At 71.2% G+C, this 16,838-nt stretch carries 18 protein-coding genes; 6 read left to right on the forward strand and 12 right to left on the reverse strand.

Annotated elements, in window-relative coordinates:
- Positions 1 to 29 precede the first annotated feature (29 nt).
- The 5 genes from D0T12_RS06515 to D0T12_RS36980 all read right to left on the reverse strand — a co-directional run bounded on the left by D0T12_RS06515 (position 30) and on the right by D0T12_RS36980 (position 4,791).
- Entirely contained in the window at positions 30 to 884 is an 855-nt protein-coding gene (locus D0T12_RS06515) for an FAD binding domain-containing protein (RefSeq protein WP_117398948.1), read from the reverse strand.
- Complete coding sequence (locus tag D0T12_RS06520; RefSeq protein ID WP_117398494.1) at positions 881 to 3,229, reverse strand: xanthine dehydrogenase family protein molybdopterin-binding subunit; 2,349 nt, start codon at positions 3,227 to 3,229, stop codon at positions 881 to 883. Before D0T12_RS06520 ends, D0T12_RS06515 begins: the two co-directional genes overlap by 4 nt.
- Entirely contained in the window at positions 3,226 to 3,756 is a 531-nt protein-coding gene (locus tag D0T12_RS06525; RefSeq protein WP_117398495.1) for a (2Fe-2S)-binding protein, read from the reverse strand. Before D0T12_RS06525 ends, D0T12_RS06520 begins: the two co-directional genes overlap by 4 nt.
- A gap of 205 nt (positions 3,757 to 3,961) precedes the next feature.
- Positions 3,962 to 4,669: a peptidoglycan-binding protein gene (locus D0T12_RS06530; RefSeq protein ID WP_233525870.1), complete on the reverse strand. Its 708-nt coding sequence runs from the start codon at positions 4,667 to 4,669 to the stop codon at positions 3,962 to 3,964.
- Positions 4,666 to 4,791, reverse strand: a complete 126-nt coding sequence (locus D0T12_RS36980) for a hypothetical protein (RefSeq protein ID WP_267900390.1) — start codon at positions 4,789 to 4,791, stop codon at positions 4,666 to 4,668. The genes D0T12_RS06530 and D0T12_RS36980 overlap by 4 nt, the downstream gene beginning before the upstream one ends.
- Positions 4,792 to 5,330: 539 nt before the next feature.
- Here D0T12_RS36980 and D0T12_RS06535 point away from each other — a divergent pair.
- A complete protein-coding gene (locus D0T12_RS06535) occupies positions 5,331 to 5,756 on the forward strand; it encodes a cupin domain-containing protein (RefSeq protein WP_199487323.1) in 426 nt (141 codons plus the stop codon).
- An 11-nt stretch (positions 5,757 to 5,767) separates the two neighbouring features.
- On the opposite strand, the gene D0T12_RS06540 is transcribed toward D0T12_RS06535, so the two are convergent.
- Positions 5,768 to 5,995 carry a hypothetical protein gene (locus D0T12_RS06540; RefSeq protein WP_117398497.1) on the reverse strand — a complete coding sequence of 76 codons (228 nt, stop codon included), beginning with the start codon at positions 5,993 to 5,995 and terminating at the stop codon, positions 5,768 to 5,770.
- Complete coding sequence (locus tag D0T12_RS06545) at positions 5,988 to 7,301, reverse strand: PspC domain-containing protein (protein ID WP_158581428.1); 1,314 nt, start codon at positions 7,299 to 7,301, stop codon at positions 5,988 to 5,990. The genes D0T12_RS06540 and D0T12_RS06545 overlap by 8 nt, the downstream gene beginning before the upstream one ends.
- Before the next feature lie 178 nt (positions 7,302 to 7,479).
- On the opposite strand from D0T12_RS06545, the gene D0T12_RS06550 reads away from it, so the two are divergent.
- From D0T12_RS06550 to D0T12_RS06560, 3 genes are all read left to right on the forward strand, one after another.
- A complete protein-coding gene (locus D0T12_RS06550) occupies positions 7,480 to 8,652 on the forward strand; it encodes an ATP-binding protein (RefSeq protein WP_117398951.1) in 1,173 nt (390 codons plus the stop codon).
- Complete coding sequence (locus D0T12_RS06555; protein WP_325050741.1) at positions 8,649 to 9,290, forward strand: response regulator transcription factor; 642 nt, start codon at positions 8,649 to 8,651, stop codon at positions 9,288 to 9,290. The genes D0T12_RS06550 and D0T12_RS06555 overlap by 4 nt, the downstream gene beginning before the upstream one ends.
- A gap of 389 nt (positions 9,291 to 9,679) precedes the next feature.
- Entirely contained in the window at positions 9,680 to 10,309 is a 630-nt protein-coding gene (locus D0T12_RS06560) for a DUF4190 domain-containing protein (protein ID WP_117398500.1), read from the forward strand.
- Between the two features lie 76 nt (positions 10,310 to 10,385).
- Here D0T12_RS06560 and D0T12_RS06565 read toward each other — a convergent pair whose 3' ends face one another.
- The 5 genes from D0T12_RS06565 to D0T12_RS06585 all read right to left on the reverse strand — a co-directional run bounded on the left by D0T12_RS06565 (position 10,386) and on the right by D0T12_RS06585 (position 15,117).
- Positions 10,386 to 11,690, reverse strand: coding sequence for a hypothetical protein (locus tag D0T12_RS06565; RefSeq protein WP_117398502.1), 1,305 nt, complete (start codon positions 11,688 to 11,690; stop codon positions 10,386 to 10,388).
- Between the two features lie 58 nt (positions 11,691 to 11,748).
- A complete protein-coding gene (locus D0T12_RS06570) occupies positions 11,749 to 12,660 on the reverse strand; it encodes a serine hydrolase (protein ID WP_117398504.1) in 912 nt (303 codons plus the stop codon).
- A gap of 51 nt (positions 12,661 to 12,711) precedes the next feature.
- Positions 12,712 to 13,212, reverse strand: coding sequence for an SRPBCC family protein (locus D0T12_RS06575; protein WP_117398506.1), 501 nt, complete (start codon positions 13,210 to 13,212; stop codon positions 12,712 to 12,714).
- Positions 13,213 to 13,328: 116 nt separating this feature from the next.
- Positions 13,329 to 14,012 carry a PIG-L deacetylase family protein gene (locus D0T12_RS06580; protein ID WP_117398952.1) on the reverse strand — a complete coding sequence of 228 codons (684 nt, stop codon included), beginning with the start codon at positions 14,010 to 14,012 and terminating at the stop codon, positions 13,329 to 13,331.
- A gap of 124 nt (positions 14,013 to 14,136) precedes the next feature.
- Positions 14,137 to 15,117 carry a nucleoside hydrolase gene (locus D0T12_RS06585; RefSeq protein ID WP_117398507.1) on the reverse strand — a complete coding sequence of 327 codons (981 nt, stop codon included), beginning with the start codon at positions 15,115 to 15,117 and terminating at the stop codon, positions 14,137 to 14,139.
- Positions 15,118 to 15,200: 83 nt separating this feature from the next.
- Between D0T12_RS06585 and dhaK the strand changes: the two genes are divergently transcribed.
- Together dhaK and dhaL are read left to right on the forward strand one after the other, a co-directional pair.
- On the forward strand, positions 15,201 to 16,196 hold the full coding sequence (dhaK, locus tag D0T12_RS06590; protein WP_117398509.1) for a dihydroxyacetone kinase subunit DhaK: 996 nt from the start codon (positions 15,201 to 15,203) through the stop codon (positions 16,194 to 16,196).
- The gene (gene dhaL / locus D0T12_RS06595) at positions 16,193 to 16,837 is read left to right on the forward strand and encodes a dihydroxyacetone kinase subunit DhaL (RefSeq protein WP_233525871.1); all 645 of its coding nucleotides are present in this window, start codon (positions 16,193 to 16,195) and stop codon (positions 16,835 to 16,837) included. The genes dhaK and dhaL overlap by 4 nt, the downstream gene beginning before the upstream one ends.
- The last annotated feature ends 1 nt before the right edge of the window (position 16,838 follow it).

Consider the following 16,838-nt stretch of genomic DNA (forward strand, 5'->3'; position numbering starts at 1 on the left):
GCCCCCAAAGATCAAACGGCTACGGATGATCAGGCGGTGCAGGCCGTCAGCGCCCGCGCGGTGAGCACCGTCGCGAGATGCGACCGGTACTCCGCCGACCCGTGCAGGTCGGACGGCGGTTCGGTGCCCTCGGTGGCGTGCTCGGCGGCGGACCGGAACGTGCCCTCCGAAACCGGCCGACCTCTGACCGCGTTCTCCACCCCACCGGCCCGCACCGGCACCGGCCCCATGTTGGTCAGCGCGACACGTGCGTCCTCGACGACGTCCCCGTCGCGGCGCACCGCGCAGGCCACACCGACGATCGCCCACGCCTGCGCCGTCCGATGGAACTTCTCGTAGTGCACGCCCCAGCCGGAACCCAGTTTGGGCATCCGCACTCCGACGAGCAGTTCGTCCGGTTCCATCGCCGACGTCATCCAGTCGACGAAGAACTCCGAGGCACGGATCTCCCGTTCGCCGCGCACCGACCGGACGAGGAACACCGCGTCCAGCGCCAGCGCGACCGCCGGGAGGTCACCCGCCGGGTCGGCGTGCACCAGCGACCCGCCGAACGTGCCGCGATGCCGGACGGCCGGGTCCGCGACCGTCTCCGCCGCCCGCGCGAGCAGCGGGAGGTGGGCGCGCACCAGCGGATCGCGGATCACCTGGTGGTGCGTCGCCATCGCGCCGACGAGCAGCGTGTCGCCCTCGTCCCGGATCTCGCGGAGCGCGTCCACCCGGCCGAGGTCGATCAGCGCGTCGGGGAACGCCAGCCGCAGCCGCAGCAGCGGCATCAGGCTCTGCCCACCGGCGAGCAGCTTGGCGTCCTCGCCCGCGTCGGACAGCGCCCGGACGGCGTCGTCCACCGACGCGGGCCGTGTGTAGTCGAACGTCGCCGGGATCATCGCGCACCCGCCTCCCCGCGCAGGGCCCGCCACACCCGTTCCGGTGTGCACGGCATCGGCACGTCGCGCACGCCGTGGGGGCGGAGCGCGTCCACGATCGCGTTGACGACCGCCGGGGTGGACGCGATCGTGCCCGCCTCGCCGACGCCCTTCACGCCCAACGGGTTGGACGTCGCGGGCGTCTCCGTCCGGTCGGTCGTGAACGTCGGCAGGTCCGCGGCGGACGGGACGAGGTAGTCCGCGAGCGTGGTCGTCGTCAGGTTGCCGTCCGCGTCGTACACGGCCTCCTCGAACAGCGCCTGCGCGATGCCCTGCGCGAGGCCGCCGTGCACCTGGCCCTCCACGATGAGCGGGTTGACGACCTTCCCGACGTCGTCGACGGCCACGTACTTGCGGAGCTTCACCATTCCCGTCTCGGTGTCGACCTCGGCGGCGCACAGGTGCGTGCCGTGCGGGAAGGAGAAGTTGTCCGGGTCGAAGGTGGCGTCGGCGTCCAGGGACGGTTCGAGACCGTCAGGAAGGTCGTGCGCGGTGAACGCGGCCTGCGCGACCTCCTGAAGCGTCGTGCCCTCCTCATGCACGCCCCGGACGCTGAACCGTCCGTCGCGGAACTCCAGGTCTTGTTCGGCGGCCTCCAGCAGGTGCGCCGCGACCGTGCGTGCCTTCTCGACCACCTTGCCGCACGCGGCCGACAACGCGACCCCGCCCACGGCGAGGGACCGCGAACCGTAGGTGTCCATGCCCTTCGGCGCGATGACCGTGTCACCGTGCAGGACCCGCACGTCCTCGAACGGAACCCCGAGCCGGTCGGCGGCGATCTGCGCCCACGCCGTCTCGTGACCCTGCCCGTGCGGCGACGAACCGGTGATCACCTCGACCTTGCCGGTCGGCAGGACGCGCACGGACGCGTGCTCCCAGCCGCCCGCCCCATATGACAGGGAACCCAGCACCCGGGACGGAGCCAGCCCGCACATCTCCGTGAACGTCGACACCCCGATGCCCAACTGAACCGGGTCTCGCCGGTCACGCCGGTCGGCCTGCTCCGCGCGGAGCTTGTCGTACTCGAACAGCTCCAGTGCCTTGTCGGTCGCGGCCTCGTAGTTGCCGGAGTCGTAGGTGAGGCCCGCGATCGTCTCGTAGGGGAACTCCTCGTGCGCGATCCAGTTGCGTCGTCGTACCTCGATGGGGTCGATGCCGAGTTCGTTGGCCAGCTCGTCCATCAACCGCTCGATGGCGTACGTCGCCTCAGGACGGCCCGCGCCCCGGTACGCGTCCGTCGGTGTCTTCGTCGTGAAGACGCCCGTGCACGTGAACGAGTACGCGTCCATCTTGTAGATGCCGTTGAACATGAACGCGCCCAGCAGCGGGATGCCGGGAGTGACGATCATCAGGTACGCGCCCATGTCGGCCAGCAGGTCGACCTTGAGACCGCGGATCCGCCCGTCCCGCTCGGCGGCGAGCGTGAGGCGCTGGATCTGGTCGCGGCCGTGGTGGACGGTCATGTTCCCTTCGCTGCGGGTCTCCGTCCACTTGACGGGACGGCCGAGCCTGCGGGCGAGCAGCAGCGCGATGACCTCCTCGCCGTACACCTGGAGTTTGGAGCCGAACCCGCCGCCGACGTCCGGGGCCACCACGCGGAGGCGATGCTCCGCGATGCCGGTGACCACGGCCAGCATCAGCCGCAGGATGTGCGGGATCTGCGTGGCCGAGTACAGCGTGAACTCGTCACCCTCCGGCACGCACAGGACCGAGCGCGGCTCCATCGCCGACGGGATCAGCCTTTGCTGGACGTATTCGCGTTCGATGACGACCGGGGCGTCCCGGAGCGCGGCCTCCACATCCCCGTTCTCGTACACCCACGTGTAGGACTTGTTCGTGCCCAGGTCGTGGTGAACGAGGTCGGCCCCTTCGGCGACGGCCGCCTCCATGTCCACGACGGCGGGCAACGGTTCGTAGTCGACGTCGATCTTCTCCAGGGCGTCGACGGCCGTGTACCTGTCGCGGGCCACGACGCACGCCACGGGCTCACCGACGTACCGCACCTCGTGCACCCCCATGGGCGGATGGTCCGGATGCTTCATGTCGTCGGTGACGATCCACGCGCACGGCAACGACCCCTGCTCGTCGGCGAGGTCCGCTCCGCTGAACACGGCGACCACACCGGGGTGCGTCGCGGCCTGGGACGTGTCGACCCGTGTGAGCTTCGCGTGCGCGTGGGGGCTACGCAGGAACGCCATGTGCAGCGTGCCCGCCGGGGTGAGGTTCTCGGTCCATCTCGTCCGGCCGGTGAGGAGCCGGGTGTCCTCCGTCCGCCTCCGGGGGGCGCCGATCTCGGGGACGGTCACGGCGTCACCACCCGCTCCGCGAGCTCCCGCATCTCCCTCGCGGCGCGGCGGACGGCCCGGACGATGTTCTGGTAGCCGGTACAGCGGCACAGGTTGCCTTCGAGCCCGGCCCGGACCTCCTCCTCGGACGGGTCGGGGTTCTCCCGCAGCAGGTCCAGCGACGCCATGATCATGCCGGGGGTGCAGTAGCCGCACTGGAGCGCGTGCTCCTCGTGGAACGCGCGCTGGAGAGGATGCGACCCGGCGGGGACCGACCGGCCGGTGGCGGGTGGGGACTGGCCGCCGGGACTCCCGAGACCCTCGATGGTCGTCACGTCGCAGCCGTCCGCCTGGACGGTGAGCACGGAGCAGCTCTTCACGCTCATACCGTCCAGCAGGACGGTGCAGGCTCCGCAATTGCTGGTGTCGCAGCCGACCGGGGTTCCGACCTTTCCCAGCCGTTCGCGCAGATAGTGGACCAGAAGAAGGCGGGGCTCGACGTCGTCCTCGTACGTCGCGCCGTCGACCTCGACACGGACACGTGGCATGTCTTTCCTCCCAGGGACGTCTCACAGCGGGCTTCGCGCGAGGCGTCCCTGGGAGGGGCGCGTGGGTCGGGCCACGTCATCGGGCCACCTCCGTGGAAGGCGACCCTACGAAGGTATGACGCGGGTAAAACCGGTACTAGCCCTCCATGAGGGCTATTTCCTGATATGTACGGGTTTCTGAGAGGTGCGGGGGGCGGCAGGCCCGCTAGTGGACGCGGAGCAGCACGGGCCAGGTCTTCGGCCCGACGATGCCGTCGGCCGCGACGCCGCCCCACCGCTGAACCGCCTTCACGGCCGCCTCGGTGGCGTCGTCGAAGCTCCCGGTCATGCGGATCTCCGGGTGGCTGCGGGCCATCAGCAGCCCTTGCAGGCTCTGTACGTGCTCGCCCGAGTCGCCCTTGTTGAGCTGGGGCAGCTTCTTCACGATCTCCTCCGTCCAGTGGCCCCCGCCGTAAGCGGGCCGCCCATAGCCAGCGATGACGCTGGAGCTCCGTACACGACGCCGGACCGCGTCGTCGGTGTTGGCCTCGATGGTCTGGACCCGCCCGCCGCCGAGGACCTTCTCCACCACGCCGACGTGGTCGATCGCGCCGACGCTGTTGGTGGCGTCCCAGTCGAAGAACACGATGTCGCCGGGCTTCGCCCGGTTGACGTTGGCGGTGGTCCCGCTGTGCCAGCGTCCGATCCTCTGGAAGTCCTGGGCGTGCCAGACGGTGTAGGCGCGGTCGCCGCCCGGCAGGACGGCCTCGGCGTTGCCGCTCTCCCGGGCCCAGAAGGTGACGGCCATGTCGCACCAGTCGGCCTGGAGGAACTCGTCCCCGTGCTTGGCCGCGTACCTCTTGGTGATCTTGTTCGGGCGGCCCGACATCCCGATCGTCTTCCGGGCCTCGGCGATCATCCCCGCGGCGCTCAACCGGTCTCCTCCCCGCGGTAGAACCCGTCGGTGTCGGGGTCGCCGTACAGCTCGGCGAGGACCTCCTCCTCATCGGGCTCGGTGGCGCGGTGCACGTCCGGATGCACGTCCACTTCGTCCATATGTGCGGCTTCTGCGCTGTCTGTTCTGTCCTGGGGGGTCACGGCGCTCTCCTGGGCCTTCGCTGTGGGCCGCCCCGTTCTGTAGGCGGCCCCTAGCCGACCGTAATAGGTTCGGCCATTACTTCTCCGGCTTTCGACCTAAAACAGACCCATCCGAGCGATTTTCCTTTCCGCCGGGTAAGCGCGATGCCCCTGACCAGCGGAGTGACTGGGGACTCGTGCGAGTTTTGTGCCTTCCGGGGTAGGGCTCCGGTATGTTCTTCTTCTTCTCGTCTCGACTGGGATGTCTGGGTTCACTGATCGTGACCCTGCTCCTCACCTCGATCGCGTACCTGATCCTCAGTCGTTGACGCGCGGGGCTCCGGTCCGCGTCGGCTTGACAAGCGTGGCCACCGAGTGTCTTCTGGTACGCATGTCGGCGCGCGATTCCTTTCACAGCCCCGTGGCCCTGGGCCGCGTGGCGAGCGCGCTGTGTCCTTCGTGTTGTCGCTGAACCAGATCCGTTCGTTCCGCTGACGTACACACACGAAGGACCTTCCGTGTTCCCCGATCTCACCATGCGTGGCCAGGACGATCCGCACGGCCGCGCGCTCACCGTCCGTCCGCCCACTGTCGGTCAACTCGCGAGCCGGGTCGGCGACCTCGCCCGGCGTCCGGCGGAATGGTGGCGGCTCGTCGTGTTCGACGCCGCCGCGCCGGTACGCGTCCCGCTGGACGACCGGCTGTGGCTCACCACCTGGCCGCCCGGCCATGGCGGGACGGTCCACGGCCGGGTCAGCACGCTGCTCGCGGGGGAGCTGGCGGAGGTGATCCTCGCGGACTGCGGGGTCACCGAGCGGCCGCTGAGGGCCAACCGGGTGCGGGTCCACGGCGGGCCGTGCACGGTGACGAACCCCGGTCCCGCGTACGCGGTCAGCCTGCACGCCGACTGGTCAGGGCCGGACGAACCCTCCCACGGCCACTGAGAAGGCGAACGTCAGCGCAGGTTGCGGCGGCGCGAACGGGTCAGGACCCGGACGGTTCCGACGAGACCGAGGCCGATCAGCACGATCGGGGCCAGCGTCGTGATGGCCGGCACGTCCCCGTCCGACAGGCCCCGCGCGAGGAACAGGCCCGCGAGGGCGAGGAAGAACAGTCCGGTGATCGGCCCGGCCGGGTCGAATCGCCGCCGTCCGGGCGTGCCCGGCCCTCGCCCGTCAGCCACGGCGCACGCTCACATCGCCGAGCTTCCCGCGGATGCGCAGCTCGATCACCGGTGGGTCGCCGCCCGGTCCGCCTTCGGGCTCCAGAACTTGGACGACCTTCGCCCGCGGACCGCCGGTCATCCGCCGTTCGACGCTCAGATCACCGATCGTCAGCTTCGCGTCCACAAGGACCCGGGCGGTCGACGGCACGACGATCGCCAGCTCGCCGAGGACGACCTCGGCGTCGATCGTCACGCGCTGCCCGGCGGCCAGCGGAAGCGCGGTGAGGTCGAGATCGCCCTGGCCGACGCCGAGCTTGTACACCTGGTTCGTCCGGGAGACGTCCGTGGGACGCCATTCGATCTCCCCGTACTCGGCGTTGCGGGGCGCGTCCCCCGCGACCGAGGCGGTCAGCATGCCGAGGGTCAGGACCGTGCCCGCCGCCGCGAGACCCCGTGTCCGGAACCAGCCGCCGAGGACGAGACCGAACCCGACGACGGCGAGCGCGGGCGCCATGACGATCAGCCAGGAGTCCGGGGCGGGATGGTCCCGCGCGACGGGGATCAACGCCGCTCCGGCCGCCATGGCGACCAGCAGCGTGATCGTTCCCACCGGTGAGCCCGCACGCGACCGCCGCGCCACACCGGCCCCGCCCGTTCCGGTGGGCTCGATGCCGGTGTCGATGCCGGTCTCGATGCGGGTGTCGGCGGTGTCGGTGTCCAGGGGGGAGGTGGTGTGCGCGGCCGAGTAGGCGGCAAGGTCGATCATGCCCTCGGGCAGGCCGCCGGAACGCGCGGACGGGGCGTCCTTGGTGAGGGTCACGCCGCCGCCGCTCTCGGCGTGTGTCCGGTCCGTGGACGTCCCCGGCGGGTGCCCGGCGAGCCGCTCCGGGACGGACCGCGCCAACGCCACCAGCTTGACCCCCCGCGAATGCGCGATCAGCAGCGCCAGCCCCAACACGACCAGCAGCGCGATCGTGTCGGTGACGGCCGGGCCGAACGCGTTGAACACGACCCCGGCGGTCATCAGGGCCCCGAGGATCGTCAGCACGGTCGCGGCGTCGAACCACCGCTTGAGCAGCTGCTCCGCGAACGAGGACTTGTCGGGGTCCGCGGGCATCAGCAGCACCGCCGCGACGTAGAGAAGGATCCCCTGCCCGTGCGCGAGGACGAGGATCGCGAACCCCACCCGGAACACGACGGGATCGATGCCGGTGTGGCGGCCGAGTCCGGTGCACACCCCGGCGAGCACGCGGCGTTCGGCGTTGCGCGCCAGCCGCTGGTACCGGTGACCGTCCTGCCGCCCGCCGTCCTGTTCCCTGCCCATGGCGACCATCCTGACGCGCCGTCCCGCGCGCACGGTATCCGGGACGTCCCTGATCCGACCCTGAAGCGAAGCAGGGGTGCGCCCCTGATGCGGTCGGCGTTCCCCACGTGTGACGATCGGTCACGTGGAAGAGGAGACGGCGACCGAGGAGCCCGGCGCGACGGCCGCGACGGCCGCCATGGCGCCGGACACCGCCGCGCGGCGGTTGGAGCGGGTCGCGGAGGGCCGGATCGTCGCGGGCGTGTCCCGCGGCCTGGCCGCGCATCTCGGCGTGGACGTGTTCATCGTCCGCGCCGCGTTCATGCTGCTGATCATGGCGAGCGGGATCGGGGTCGCCGCGTACATCGCGCTCTGGATTCTCGTCCCGGCACACCGGCCGCCGGAGTCGTCCGAACCGGTTCCGGCCCGTCACCGCCGCGACTGGGGACAGCTCCTCGCCTACTCGGCGGTCGCGCTGGGGTTGGCGGTGCTGCCGTGGGGCGCGGCCGGGGCCGTCCAGTGGGCGCTGTGGCCGTTCGTCGTCGGCGGCCTCGGCGCGGCGATCCTGTGGCAGCAGGCCGACCGCGACCAGCGGCAGCGGTGGACGCTGCCGCTGCGCCAGCGGTGGCTGCGCAGCCTGCTCGGGCTGCTCCTGGTCGTCGGCGGCATCGGCGGGTTCCTCGTCCAGAAGGTCGACGCCGACCAGGCCCGCTCCGTCGTCATCGCCATGCTGATCATCCTCACCGGCGTCGCGGTGATCGTGACGCCGTGGGTGGTGCGGCTCTGGCAGGACCTGGACGCCGAGCGGCACGAGCGGATCAGGTCGCAGGAGCGCGCCGAGCTGGCCGCGCACATCCACGACTCGGTGCTGCACACGCTGACGCTCATCCAGCGGAACGCGCACGACACCCGGCAGGTGCAGCGGCTCGCCCGGTCCCAGGAGCGGACGCTGCGGACCTGGCTCTACCAGCCGCGCGCCGACCCCGACCAGACGTTCGCCGCCGCGATCCGGGAGATCGCGGGGGAGGTGGAGGACGACCACGGCGTGCCGATCGAGGTCGTGTGCGTGGGCGACACGTCGCTGGACGAGCGGCTCGGCGCGGCGTTGCAGGCCGCGCGGGAGGCGATGGTGAACGCCGCCAAGTACGCCGAGGCGCCGTCGGTGTCGGTGTACGCGGAGGTCGAGCGCGAGGAGATCGCCATCTTCGTCCGGGATCGTGGCAAGGGTTTCGATCTCGACCAGGTCCCGGACGACCGGATGGGCGTACGAGGGTCCATCATCGGACGTATGGAGCGCAACGGCGGCAGGGCCACCGTCCGCACCGCGCCAGGCGAGGGCACCGAAGTGCGTTTGGAGATGCAGAGGTCGTGAGCGAGGCGTTGAAGAGGGTGGTCCTGGTCGACGACCACCAGATGTTCCGGACCGGGGTCAAGGCGGAGCTCGGCGGCGCCGTCGAGATCGTCGGGGAGGCCGGCGACGTCGACGAGGCGGTCGCCGTGATCAAGGCGGCGCGGCCGGACGTCGTGCTGCTGGACGTGCACCTGCCCGGCGGCGGTGGCATCGAGGTGCTGCGGCGGTCGCAGGGCGCCGTCCCGTCGAAGTTCCTGGCGCTGTCGGTCTCGGACGCGGCGGAGGACGTGATCGGCGTCGTCCGGGGCGGGGCGCGCGGCTATGTCACCAAGAGCATCTCCGGGCCCGAGTTGACGGACGCGATCGGCCGTGTCGCGGAGGGCGACGCCGTGTTCTCGCCGCGCCTGGCCGGGTTCGTCCTGGACGCGTTCGCCGCCACGGACGTCCCCGCCGTCGATCCCGAGCTGGACCAGATCACGCAGCGGGAGCGGGACGTGCTGCGGCTGATCGCCCGCGGCTACGCCTACAAGGAGATCGCCAAGGAGCTGTTCATCTCGGTCAAGACGGTGGAGACGCACGTCAGCAGCGTTCTGCGCAAACTCCAATTGTCCAACCGGCACGAGCTGTCGCGCTGGGCCGCCGCCCGCCGCCTGGTCTGAGACGCCCGCCCGGCGCGCTTGCCCCCGGCCGCCCGTGGAGTTCGGGAAATCACGCTCTATGTCTGATCGGTGGCATAAAGTAAACAAGATCTGTTAAGTGTTGGTAAATCGTAATAGTCCTTTTCCGTGCTTCATGATCGTGGTGGCGGCCGGGTGTGGGACAGTCCCTTTTCATGACCTTTCCTCCCCCTGATCCCGGCCAGCCCGGTCAGCAAGGGCCCTATCCGCCCCCGCCCCCACCGGGCGGACCGGGTGGACCCGGTGGCCCCGGTGGGGCCGGCGGATTCGGTGGGCCCCCCTACCCGCCCATCCCCGGCTATCCGTCCGGTCCCGAGTACCCGCCGTCACCCGGCCACGGGTCTCCCTACCAGGACGACCGGACCAACGGCATGTCCATCGCCGCGTTCGTCACCGGCCTCCTCGGCTGCTTCGGCGTCCTCGGCGCCATCCTCGGATTCGTGTCCCTGCGGCAGATCAGTGCCCGCGGAGGCAAGGGCCGCGGCTTAGCGATCGCCGGGATCGTCCTGTCCTGCCTGTGGGTCGCGGCCGGCGCGCTCGCCTACGCGCTCGGCCTCACCGACTTCGACTCGCCCTCGTCCACGGCGAAGCACCCCGGGCCGTCCCCGACGAAGACGTCGGAGGTCGACGCCCGGAAGATGCGGATCGGCGACTGCATCAACGACTCCAAGGTCGCCTCCACCCCCGAGGGGGAGTCGGTCAAGGTCGAGAGCGTCAAGGTCGTCCCGTGCACCCGGCCGCACGACGGCGAGGTCATGGCCACCTTCCGCGTGCCGGGCGGCAGCATGCCGCCCGAGCAGGAGATGATGCGGCTGGCGGCCACCGGCTGCGAGAAGCGGCTGACGAAGCAGATCCGCCGCGACCCCGCGGCCGAGTCGCTCAGCCTGTCCTACTACTACCCGACCTCGCTCTCGTGGCGGCTGGGCGACCGCTCCGTCACCTGCGTCGTCGTGTCCGCCACCGAAGGCAAGAAGCTCACCCGGCCGATCCGGAAGTCCTGATGCCGGCGTTCGTGGGCGGCCGGCCCGCCGCCCAGCGTCGCGTCACCGCGACCGCGCACGTTTCCCGAGCGCCTGATCACTTCCCGTCCCGGCCGTGCCATTTCTCCAGGTGCGTGGCGTGGGTGTCCAGGTACGCCCCGGGTTTGAAGAAGCGGTCGTAGAAGTCGAGGTCCAGATGGTGCGCCTGGACGTAGTTCATGATGAACACGGTCGGCACGGTGCCGGGGAACTTACCGAACGTGTCCCAGACGTACTGTGCCTGGAGCGCGACACACGCCTTGAACTCGTCGTCGTGAACCTGGGCGCTCCCGCGGAATCCGGGACTGTCGGTCCACGCGCCCGGCGTGTCGCGGTGGAACGGGCCGCCCGGCCCGAACTTGCGACGGGCGAAGGCCTCCACGGCCGCCGCCATGTCGCGGTGGTGGGGCGGGCAGTAAGCCTCGAAGACCCCTTCCCTGCCGGTGGGATTGGGCGTCGACCAGCGCTCGTCCTCGTCGTAGCGGAAGCCGAGACCGGGCACGTCCGGGTCGCCTGACGCGCCGAGCATGCAGAAACGGTCGATCCCGTCGAACATCCAGCCGCCGAGCCCCATCGCCTGGAGCGTCAGGACGCCCGCGTAACAGGCGGTCGCGAGTTCGGCGGTCGCCTCGGTCAACGCGTACTGCTCGGCGAACGTGAGCGGGAACGGCTCCTCCACGTCGACCAGGCCGCGGAAGTCCTCCAGCCCGGGGATCCGGCGGTCGCCGACGTCGTCGTAGAGGGCGTAGCCGTTCTGGACGAGGAAGCACAGAACCGCGATCAGGTGCTGGGCTATGTCCGCCACCGGGATGACGAGCAGCGAGCCGGGAACGTTGACGCACCAGGTGTTGTGCCCCTCCAGGTACGGCTCCTGCGCGGGCAGATGAAGCCGCTCGGGGGAGAGCCTTCGCACGCGCTCCCGGTGGCGCGCGACCATCAGCTCCGGCGTGAGCGTCTCGATGGACGGGTCGACGAGCGCACCGGCGTCACGGGTGGGGAAGAAGTAGAGGCCCGAATCGTCGGTGAAGAACAACTCGGCGGTATGGAACCCGGCCGCGGAGGGGAACGTGCGACCGGCGGCGGCGCCGGAATAGTTCGAGACGTGCGGCGCGTACCGGGCGTGCCGCGTGATCGCGTAGTGCCAGCCCGTCGTCCCGCCCATCGCGCTCAGCACGAGCATCCGTTCCAGCTCCGTGAGCGGGAGCGGCTCGTGCCTGGAACGGTAGGCGAGCGGGCCGTCAGGGATCTCTCCGCCCAGCGCGAATCGCCGGGAACGGCGACCGAACAACGCTTCCACCAGCGGGAAGGCCGCCAGCTCTCCAAGCGCCTCGGTCTCGGTGGTCGTCGGCCGCGTAACACTCATCGGGCCCTCCCGTGCCTGTCCGAACCTGCCCCTGCCGTCACGGGTGTCCCCCGTGGTCTCAAGGACGGGACGCGCGCAGAGTGCTCACCACCATTCCCGCCACATGCTCGACCGTGGTCACGCCCGCCCCCATCGTCGGGTTGTCCCCACTGCACACCGCGACGAGGAAGTCGTGGTCGCGTCCGGTGATGCGGCCGATGCTGTTCACCGTCCACCCGGTTCCCTGGTGGCGGACGGGTGTCCACCCGTTCTTCAGCGCCACCTTCTCGCCCGGCAGCGCCGCCGCGCTGACGCCCCACGCCTGCTCCTCGACGACGGAGCCCATCAGGCCGAGGATGTACTGGCGCCCGGACGCCCCGATCGGGCTGGTGTCCGACACCAGGTCCCTGAGCAGCCGGACCTGGTCGGCCGGGCTCGTCGTCGACGACCCCCATGACGTCGAGAACGGCGTGGTCTCCACCAGCCCCAGACGCTTGTTGGACTTCGTGACGCCGCTGCCGTGACCCGCCTTGGAGTACAGCGAGTCCGCCGCCGAGTTGTCGCTGACCCGGATCATCGAACTCGCCAGGTCGCGTTCGCCGTCCGACAGGCCGAGGCCCCGCCGGGCCCGCTGCCGTTGCAGGACGAGGCTCGCCAGGATGTCCACCTTCATGACGCTGGCGCTGACGAACTCGCCCTTCTCGTTCTCCCCGAAGGACAGGCCCGTGCGCAGGTCGGTGGCCATCACCCCGGCCTTGCCCGGACGTTTCTCGATGTAGGCCCGGACGGCCCGCCGCAGCCGCGCCGCGTCGAACGGACGGGTCGTCGCCCCGGCCACGGTCGCCCGCCCGGCGGGCGACCGGCCGGCCGATTCCGTGGCGCCCGCGACGACGCCCTCGCGTTTCGGCTCGTCCGAGACGAACCAGTGGGCGGTGAAACCCGCCCCGGTGGCGCCCGCGGCGAGAGCGAGCACGATGAGGTGACGTCGCATCGATCCCCCCGAAATCCGTGCGACCTGCCCCGATATGGACCGTTCCGCTGATCAGAGAGCGCCCGGCAGGCGGGCCGGGCAGCCCGGCTCGCAGCGCTCGGAATGCCGCGCCACCCGGCGCGCGTACGAGTCGAACCGGCGGCGCAGCACCGCCCGCGTCAACGACCGGACGCCGGGGAACCCCTCGAAGGCGCCGCGCCAGCGGATCAGCGTGCCCGTGAAATGCGGCTCCAGCGTGACGTCCGCGCGGAAGCGGCGCGATGGAGGCCAGGCCAGCGCGATGTAGCCGTAGTGCCGGGGCGGATCCCAGACCACGACCTCCTCACGCCGCGGCCGGACGTACCGGACGGCCCCGATCCCGTTCGGATGGTCCGTGCCCGCGGACTCCCGCCGCGCCCGGACCAGGAACCCGCCCCACTCGCCCCACGCCTCCGCCACGCACAGATGCTTGAAGATCACGTCCGGCGCGGCCCTGGAAGTGGCGGTGGCCTCGACCTCATGGGCCCAGCCTTCAAGGTCCCCGAGCTCATGGCCCCCGATGTCATGCGGCATGACAACCCCCCGACTCCCGTCACATGGGGGGACATGCCCGACGTCGGGTCAATCACGACCTGTGAACGGCTGTATTTGGGAAGTGATGACCGTTCCCGGGACGATGCTGTGCCGCCCTACGCCGTGTCGATGACCTGGAAGGGCTCGGCCAGACGACCCTCCGGGAGACCCGCCGCCGCGGCGTTGCCCGACATCCAGCCGCGCAGCATCTCCACCAGCCCGTCGCCCATGTGCGCGGTCTGGCTGGCATGGGACCGGAGGGCGTGCAGTTTCCGGTCGAAACGCTCCGTGACGTCGACGTAGTGGTTCACCACCGGGCCGCCGGTCGCCCACACCTCCCGCGTCGTCCAGGCCTCCAGGCCCTCTTCGGCGAGCAGCTCCGGGAACGCGTACGGGTTGCGGGCGTCCGGGTAGACGGCGTCGAGCGCCGCCGCGCCCACCGCGCGGTGGTCGGGGTGGCTCGGGTATATCCGCTCGTAGTTGCGGTCCGGGCTCGGCATCAGCAGCCGGTCCGGCCGCACCTGCCGGATCACCCGCGCGATGTCGCGGCGCAGGCCCAGCGTCGCCTCGACCCGCCCGTCGGGGTAGCCGAGCCACCGGATGTCGTCGACCCCGACGCACTTGGCGGCCGCGCGCTGCTCCTCGCGCCGCAGCGCCGCCATCTCCGCACGTGTGATCGTGTCGTCGAACCCGCCCGCGTCGCCGTCGGTGACCATGAGGTACACGACGTCGATGCCGCGGTCGGTCCAGCCCGCGACGGTTCCCGCCGCGCCGAAGTCGACATCGTCGGGATGGGCCATCACGACGAGGATGCGTTGCAGTTCGCCGTCGTCCAGAACGTTGGTCACGGATTCAACTGTAAAGACCCTGGACGATTACTGGTACACCCCCAGATCAGCAGAGGTCTGTGACCTTCAGGACTGACTACAGCGACATGATCGACGCGAGCAGTCGTTCCTGGAACTCCGCCACGTCGCTGCCGACCGCCACCTTCACCGGACGGCGGGTGTCCTCGGCGGGCAGCGAACGCGCGTCCCACACGGTCGTGCCGCGTGTCAGCTCGCCGCGCAACTCCACCCGGACCGGACGGTGCGCGTACTCCCCGAGATCCGGGTCGGCGGCCAGCATCGCGGCGAGCGCGTCGTGGATGACCGCGCCCCGGCGGCGGAGCGTCGGCGTGTAGGCGTCGGCGTAGAACTCCAGGATGCGGGCGGCGAAGCGGGCGACGGGCGTGTCGTGCGCGGCCAGCCGGTCCAGCCAGTCGTCGTGGACGGCGGTCGGGTGGGTGGCGTCCAGCGGCACCAGGACGATCGGCCAGTCCGCCGCGAACACCAGGTCGGCGGCCTCGGGGTCGTGCCAGATGTTCGCCTCGGCGTGGGTGGTGATGTTGCCGGGATGGTCGAACGCGCCGCCCATCACGACGACCTCCCGGAGCAGTGACGGCAGCTCCTCGTCCAGCAGCAGCGCCGCGCCCAGGTTCGTCAGCGGGCCCGTCGCGAGGAGCGTCAGCTCGCCGGGCATGGTGCGGGCCAGCCTGACGATCTGCGCGGCGGCCGACTCGCCGGCGGGCCGTCCCACCGGTTCGGGGAGGTGCGTGTCGCCCAGGCCGTCCGTTCCGTGCCAGTCGGTCGCGAAGTGGACGGCCTGCGCCATCGGCCGGGCGGCGCCGACCGCGACCGGCACGCCCGGCTCACCGTGGGGGACGTCACCGGCGTGGACGCCCGCCGCCTCCAGCACGCGGATCGTGTTCAACGCGCCGGTCAGCGGGTCGATGTTGCCGTGCACCGTGCCGACGCCCACCAGCTTCGCCTCGCCCGCCCGGACGAGGGACGCCAGATACAGCAGCGTCAACGCGTCGTCGACGCCCGTGTCGCAGTCATAAAGAAAGGAGGGTGGATTCGTCACGAATGCAACCTATCCGTCCGGGACCCGATATTGATCATCATTGGGTCCGGGACGTGGGGTCGCGTCAGGGTAGAGCATGAGACATGCGCAAACTCATCAACGCCCCGGCGGACGTGGTCTCCGACGCGCTGCGCGGCCTCGCCGCCGCGCACCCGTCCCTGCGGGTCGATCCGGAGCAGGGCACGGTCCTCCGCGCGGACGCGCCCCGCGCCGGGAAGGTCGCCCTCGTGTCCGGGGGCGGGTCCGGGCACGAGCCGCTGCACGCCGGGTTCGTCGGCCACGGGATGCTGGACGCGGCCTGCTGCGGCGAGGTCTTCACCTCACCGGTGCCCGACCAGATCATCGCCGCGACGATGGCGGTCGACGGCGGCGCGGGCGTCGTCCATCTTGTGAAGAACTATACGGGCGACGTCATGAATTTCCAGCTGGCCGCCGAACTGGCCGAGGACGAGGACATCGAGGTCACGTCCGTGATCATCGACGATGACGTCGCCGTCGAGGACAGCACGTTCACCGCCGGGCGGCGCGGCACCGGGGCCACGCTGTTCGTCGAGAAGATCGCCGGCGCGCTCGCCGAGGAGGGCGCCGGCCTGGACGCCGTCGCGGCCGTGGCGCGCGAGGTGAACGAGCGCAGCCGGTCGTTCGGGGTCGCGCTGTCGCCCTGCACCGTTCCGGCCGCCGGGACGCCGACGTTCGAGCTCGGCGACGACGAGATGGAACTCGGCATCGGCATCCACGGCGAGCCCGGCCGCGAACGCGTCAAGATCGCCACGGCGGCGGAGATCGTCGACGCGGCGCTCGGCGCGATCGACGCCGACATGCCGCTGTCGGGGGCCGAGGTGCTGGTCTTGGTGAACGGGATGGGCGGCACCCCGCTGATCGAGCAGTACATCGCCTACGCGGCGGCCGCCGCCTGGCTGGAGGATCATGGCGCGACCGTCGTCCGCAGGCTCGTCGGGCCGTACGTGACGAGCCTGGAGATGGCCGGATGCATGATCAGCGTGTGCCGGATGACACCGGAGCTGACCCGGCTCTGGGACGCGCCCGTCGAGACCCCCGGTCTGCGGTGGGGCCGGTGACGGCGGTGGAGTCGCTGAACGCCGCGGACGTCGCGAACTGGATCCGGCGCGCGGCGGAACTCGTCGCCGCCGACACCGAGCGGCTCACCCGGCTCGACGCCGCCATCGGCGACGGCGACCACGGCCACAACCTCGACCGAGGTTTCCGTGCCGCTGTGGCGGCGCTCCCTGACGACGCCCCGCCGGGCAGGACGCTGATCGCCGCAGGGCGGGCCGTCGTATCCAAGACCGGCGGCGCGTCAGGCCCCCTCTACGGGACGGCGCTGCGCCGCGCCGGCAAGGCCCTCGGCGACGCCGCCGACGTCGACGCCGCCGCCTTCGGGACCGCGCTGCGCGCCGCGCTGGAGGGCGTCCAGGACCTCGGCAAGGCGGTGGAGGGCGACAAGACGATGGTCGACGCGCTCGCCCCCGCCGCCGCGGCCTACGAAGCCGCGCTGGGAGACGGCGCCGACCTCGCGGGCTGCGCGCGGGCCGCCGCCGACGCCGCCGCCCGGGGCGCCGAGGCGACGATCCCCATGCAGGCGCGCAAGGGACGGGCCAGCTACCTGGGCCCGCGAAGCGTCGGGCACATGGACCCCGGCGCGTGCTCCACCGGGCTCGTGCTGCGCGCCCTCGCCGAGATCGTCGGGGGGACCGGGTGAC

The organism is Actinomadura spongiicola (genome assembly GCF_003432485.1).
GTDB lineage: Bacteria > Actinomycetota > Actinomycetes > Streptosporangiales > Streptosporangiaceae > Spirillospora > Spirillospora spongiicola.

Excerpts from the sequence above, each read along its gene's own strand:
- D0T12_RS06515 (WP_117398948.1), bottom strand. The coding sequence starts at position 884 with ATGATCCCGGCGACGTTCGACTACACACGGCCCGCGTCGGTGGACGAC.
- D0T12_RS06575 (WP_117398506.1), bottom strand. The coding sequence starts at position 13,212 with ATGCCGCATGACATCGGGGGCCATGAGCTCGGGGACCTTGAAGGCTGG.
- D0T12_RS06525 (WP_117398495.1), bottom strand. The coding sequence starts at position 3,756 with ATGCCACGTGTCCGTGTCGAGGTCGACGGCGCGACGTACGAGGACGAC.
- D0T12_RS06545 (WP_158581428.1), bottom strand. The coding sequence starts at position 7,301 with ATGGGCAGGGAACAGGACGGCGGGCGGCAGGACGGTCACCGGTACCAG.
- dhaK (WP_117398509.1), top strand. The coding sequence starts at position 15,201 with ATGCGCAAACTCATCAACGCCCCGGCGGACGTGGTCTCCGACGCGCTG.
- D0T12_RS06565 (WP_117398502.1), bottom strand. The coding sequence starts at position 11,690 with ATGAGTGTTACGCGGCCGACGACCACCGAGACCGAGGCGCTTGGAGAG.
- D0T12_RS06560 (WP_117398500.1), top strand. The coding sequence starts at position 9,680 with ATGTCCATCGCCGCGTTCGTCACCGGCCTCCTCGGCTGCTTCGGCGTC.
- D0T12_RS36980 (WP_267900390.1), bottom strand. The coding sequence starts at position 4,791 with ATGGACGAAGTGGACGTGCATCCGGACGTGCACCGCGCCACCGAGCCC.
- D0T12_RS06570 (WP_117398504.1), bottom strand. The coding sequence starts at position 12,660 with ATGCGACGTCACCTCATCGTGCTCGCTCTCGCCGCGGGCGCCACCGGG.
- D0T12_RS06580 (WP_117398952.1), bottom strand. The coding sequence starts at position 14,012 with ATGGCCCATCCCGACGATGTCGACTTCGGCGCGGCGGGAACCGTCGCG.
- D0T12_RS06550 (WP_117398951.1), top strand. The coding sequence starts at position 7,480 with ATGGCGCCGGACACCGCCGCGCGGCGGTTGGAGCGGGTCGCGGAGGGC.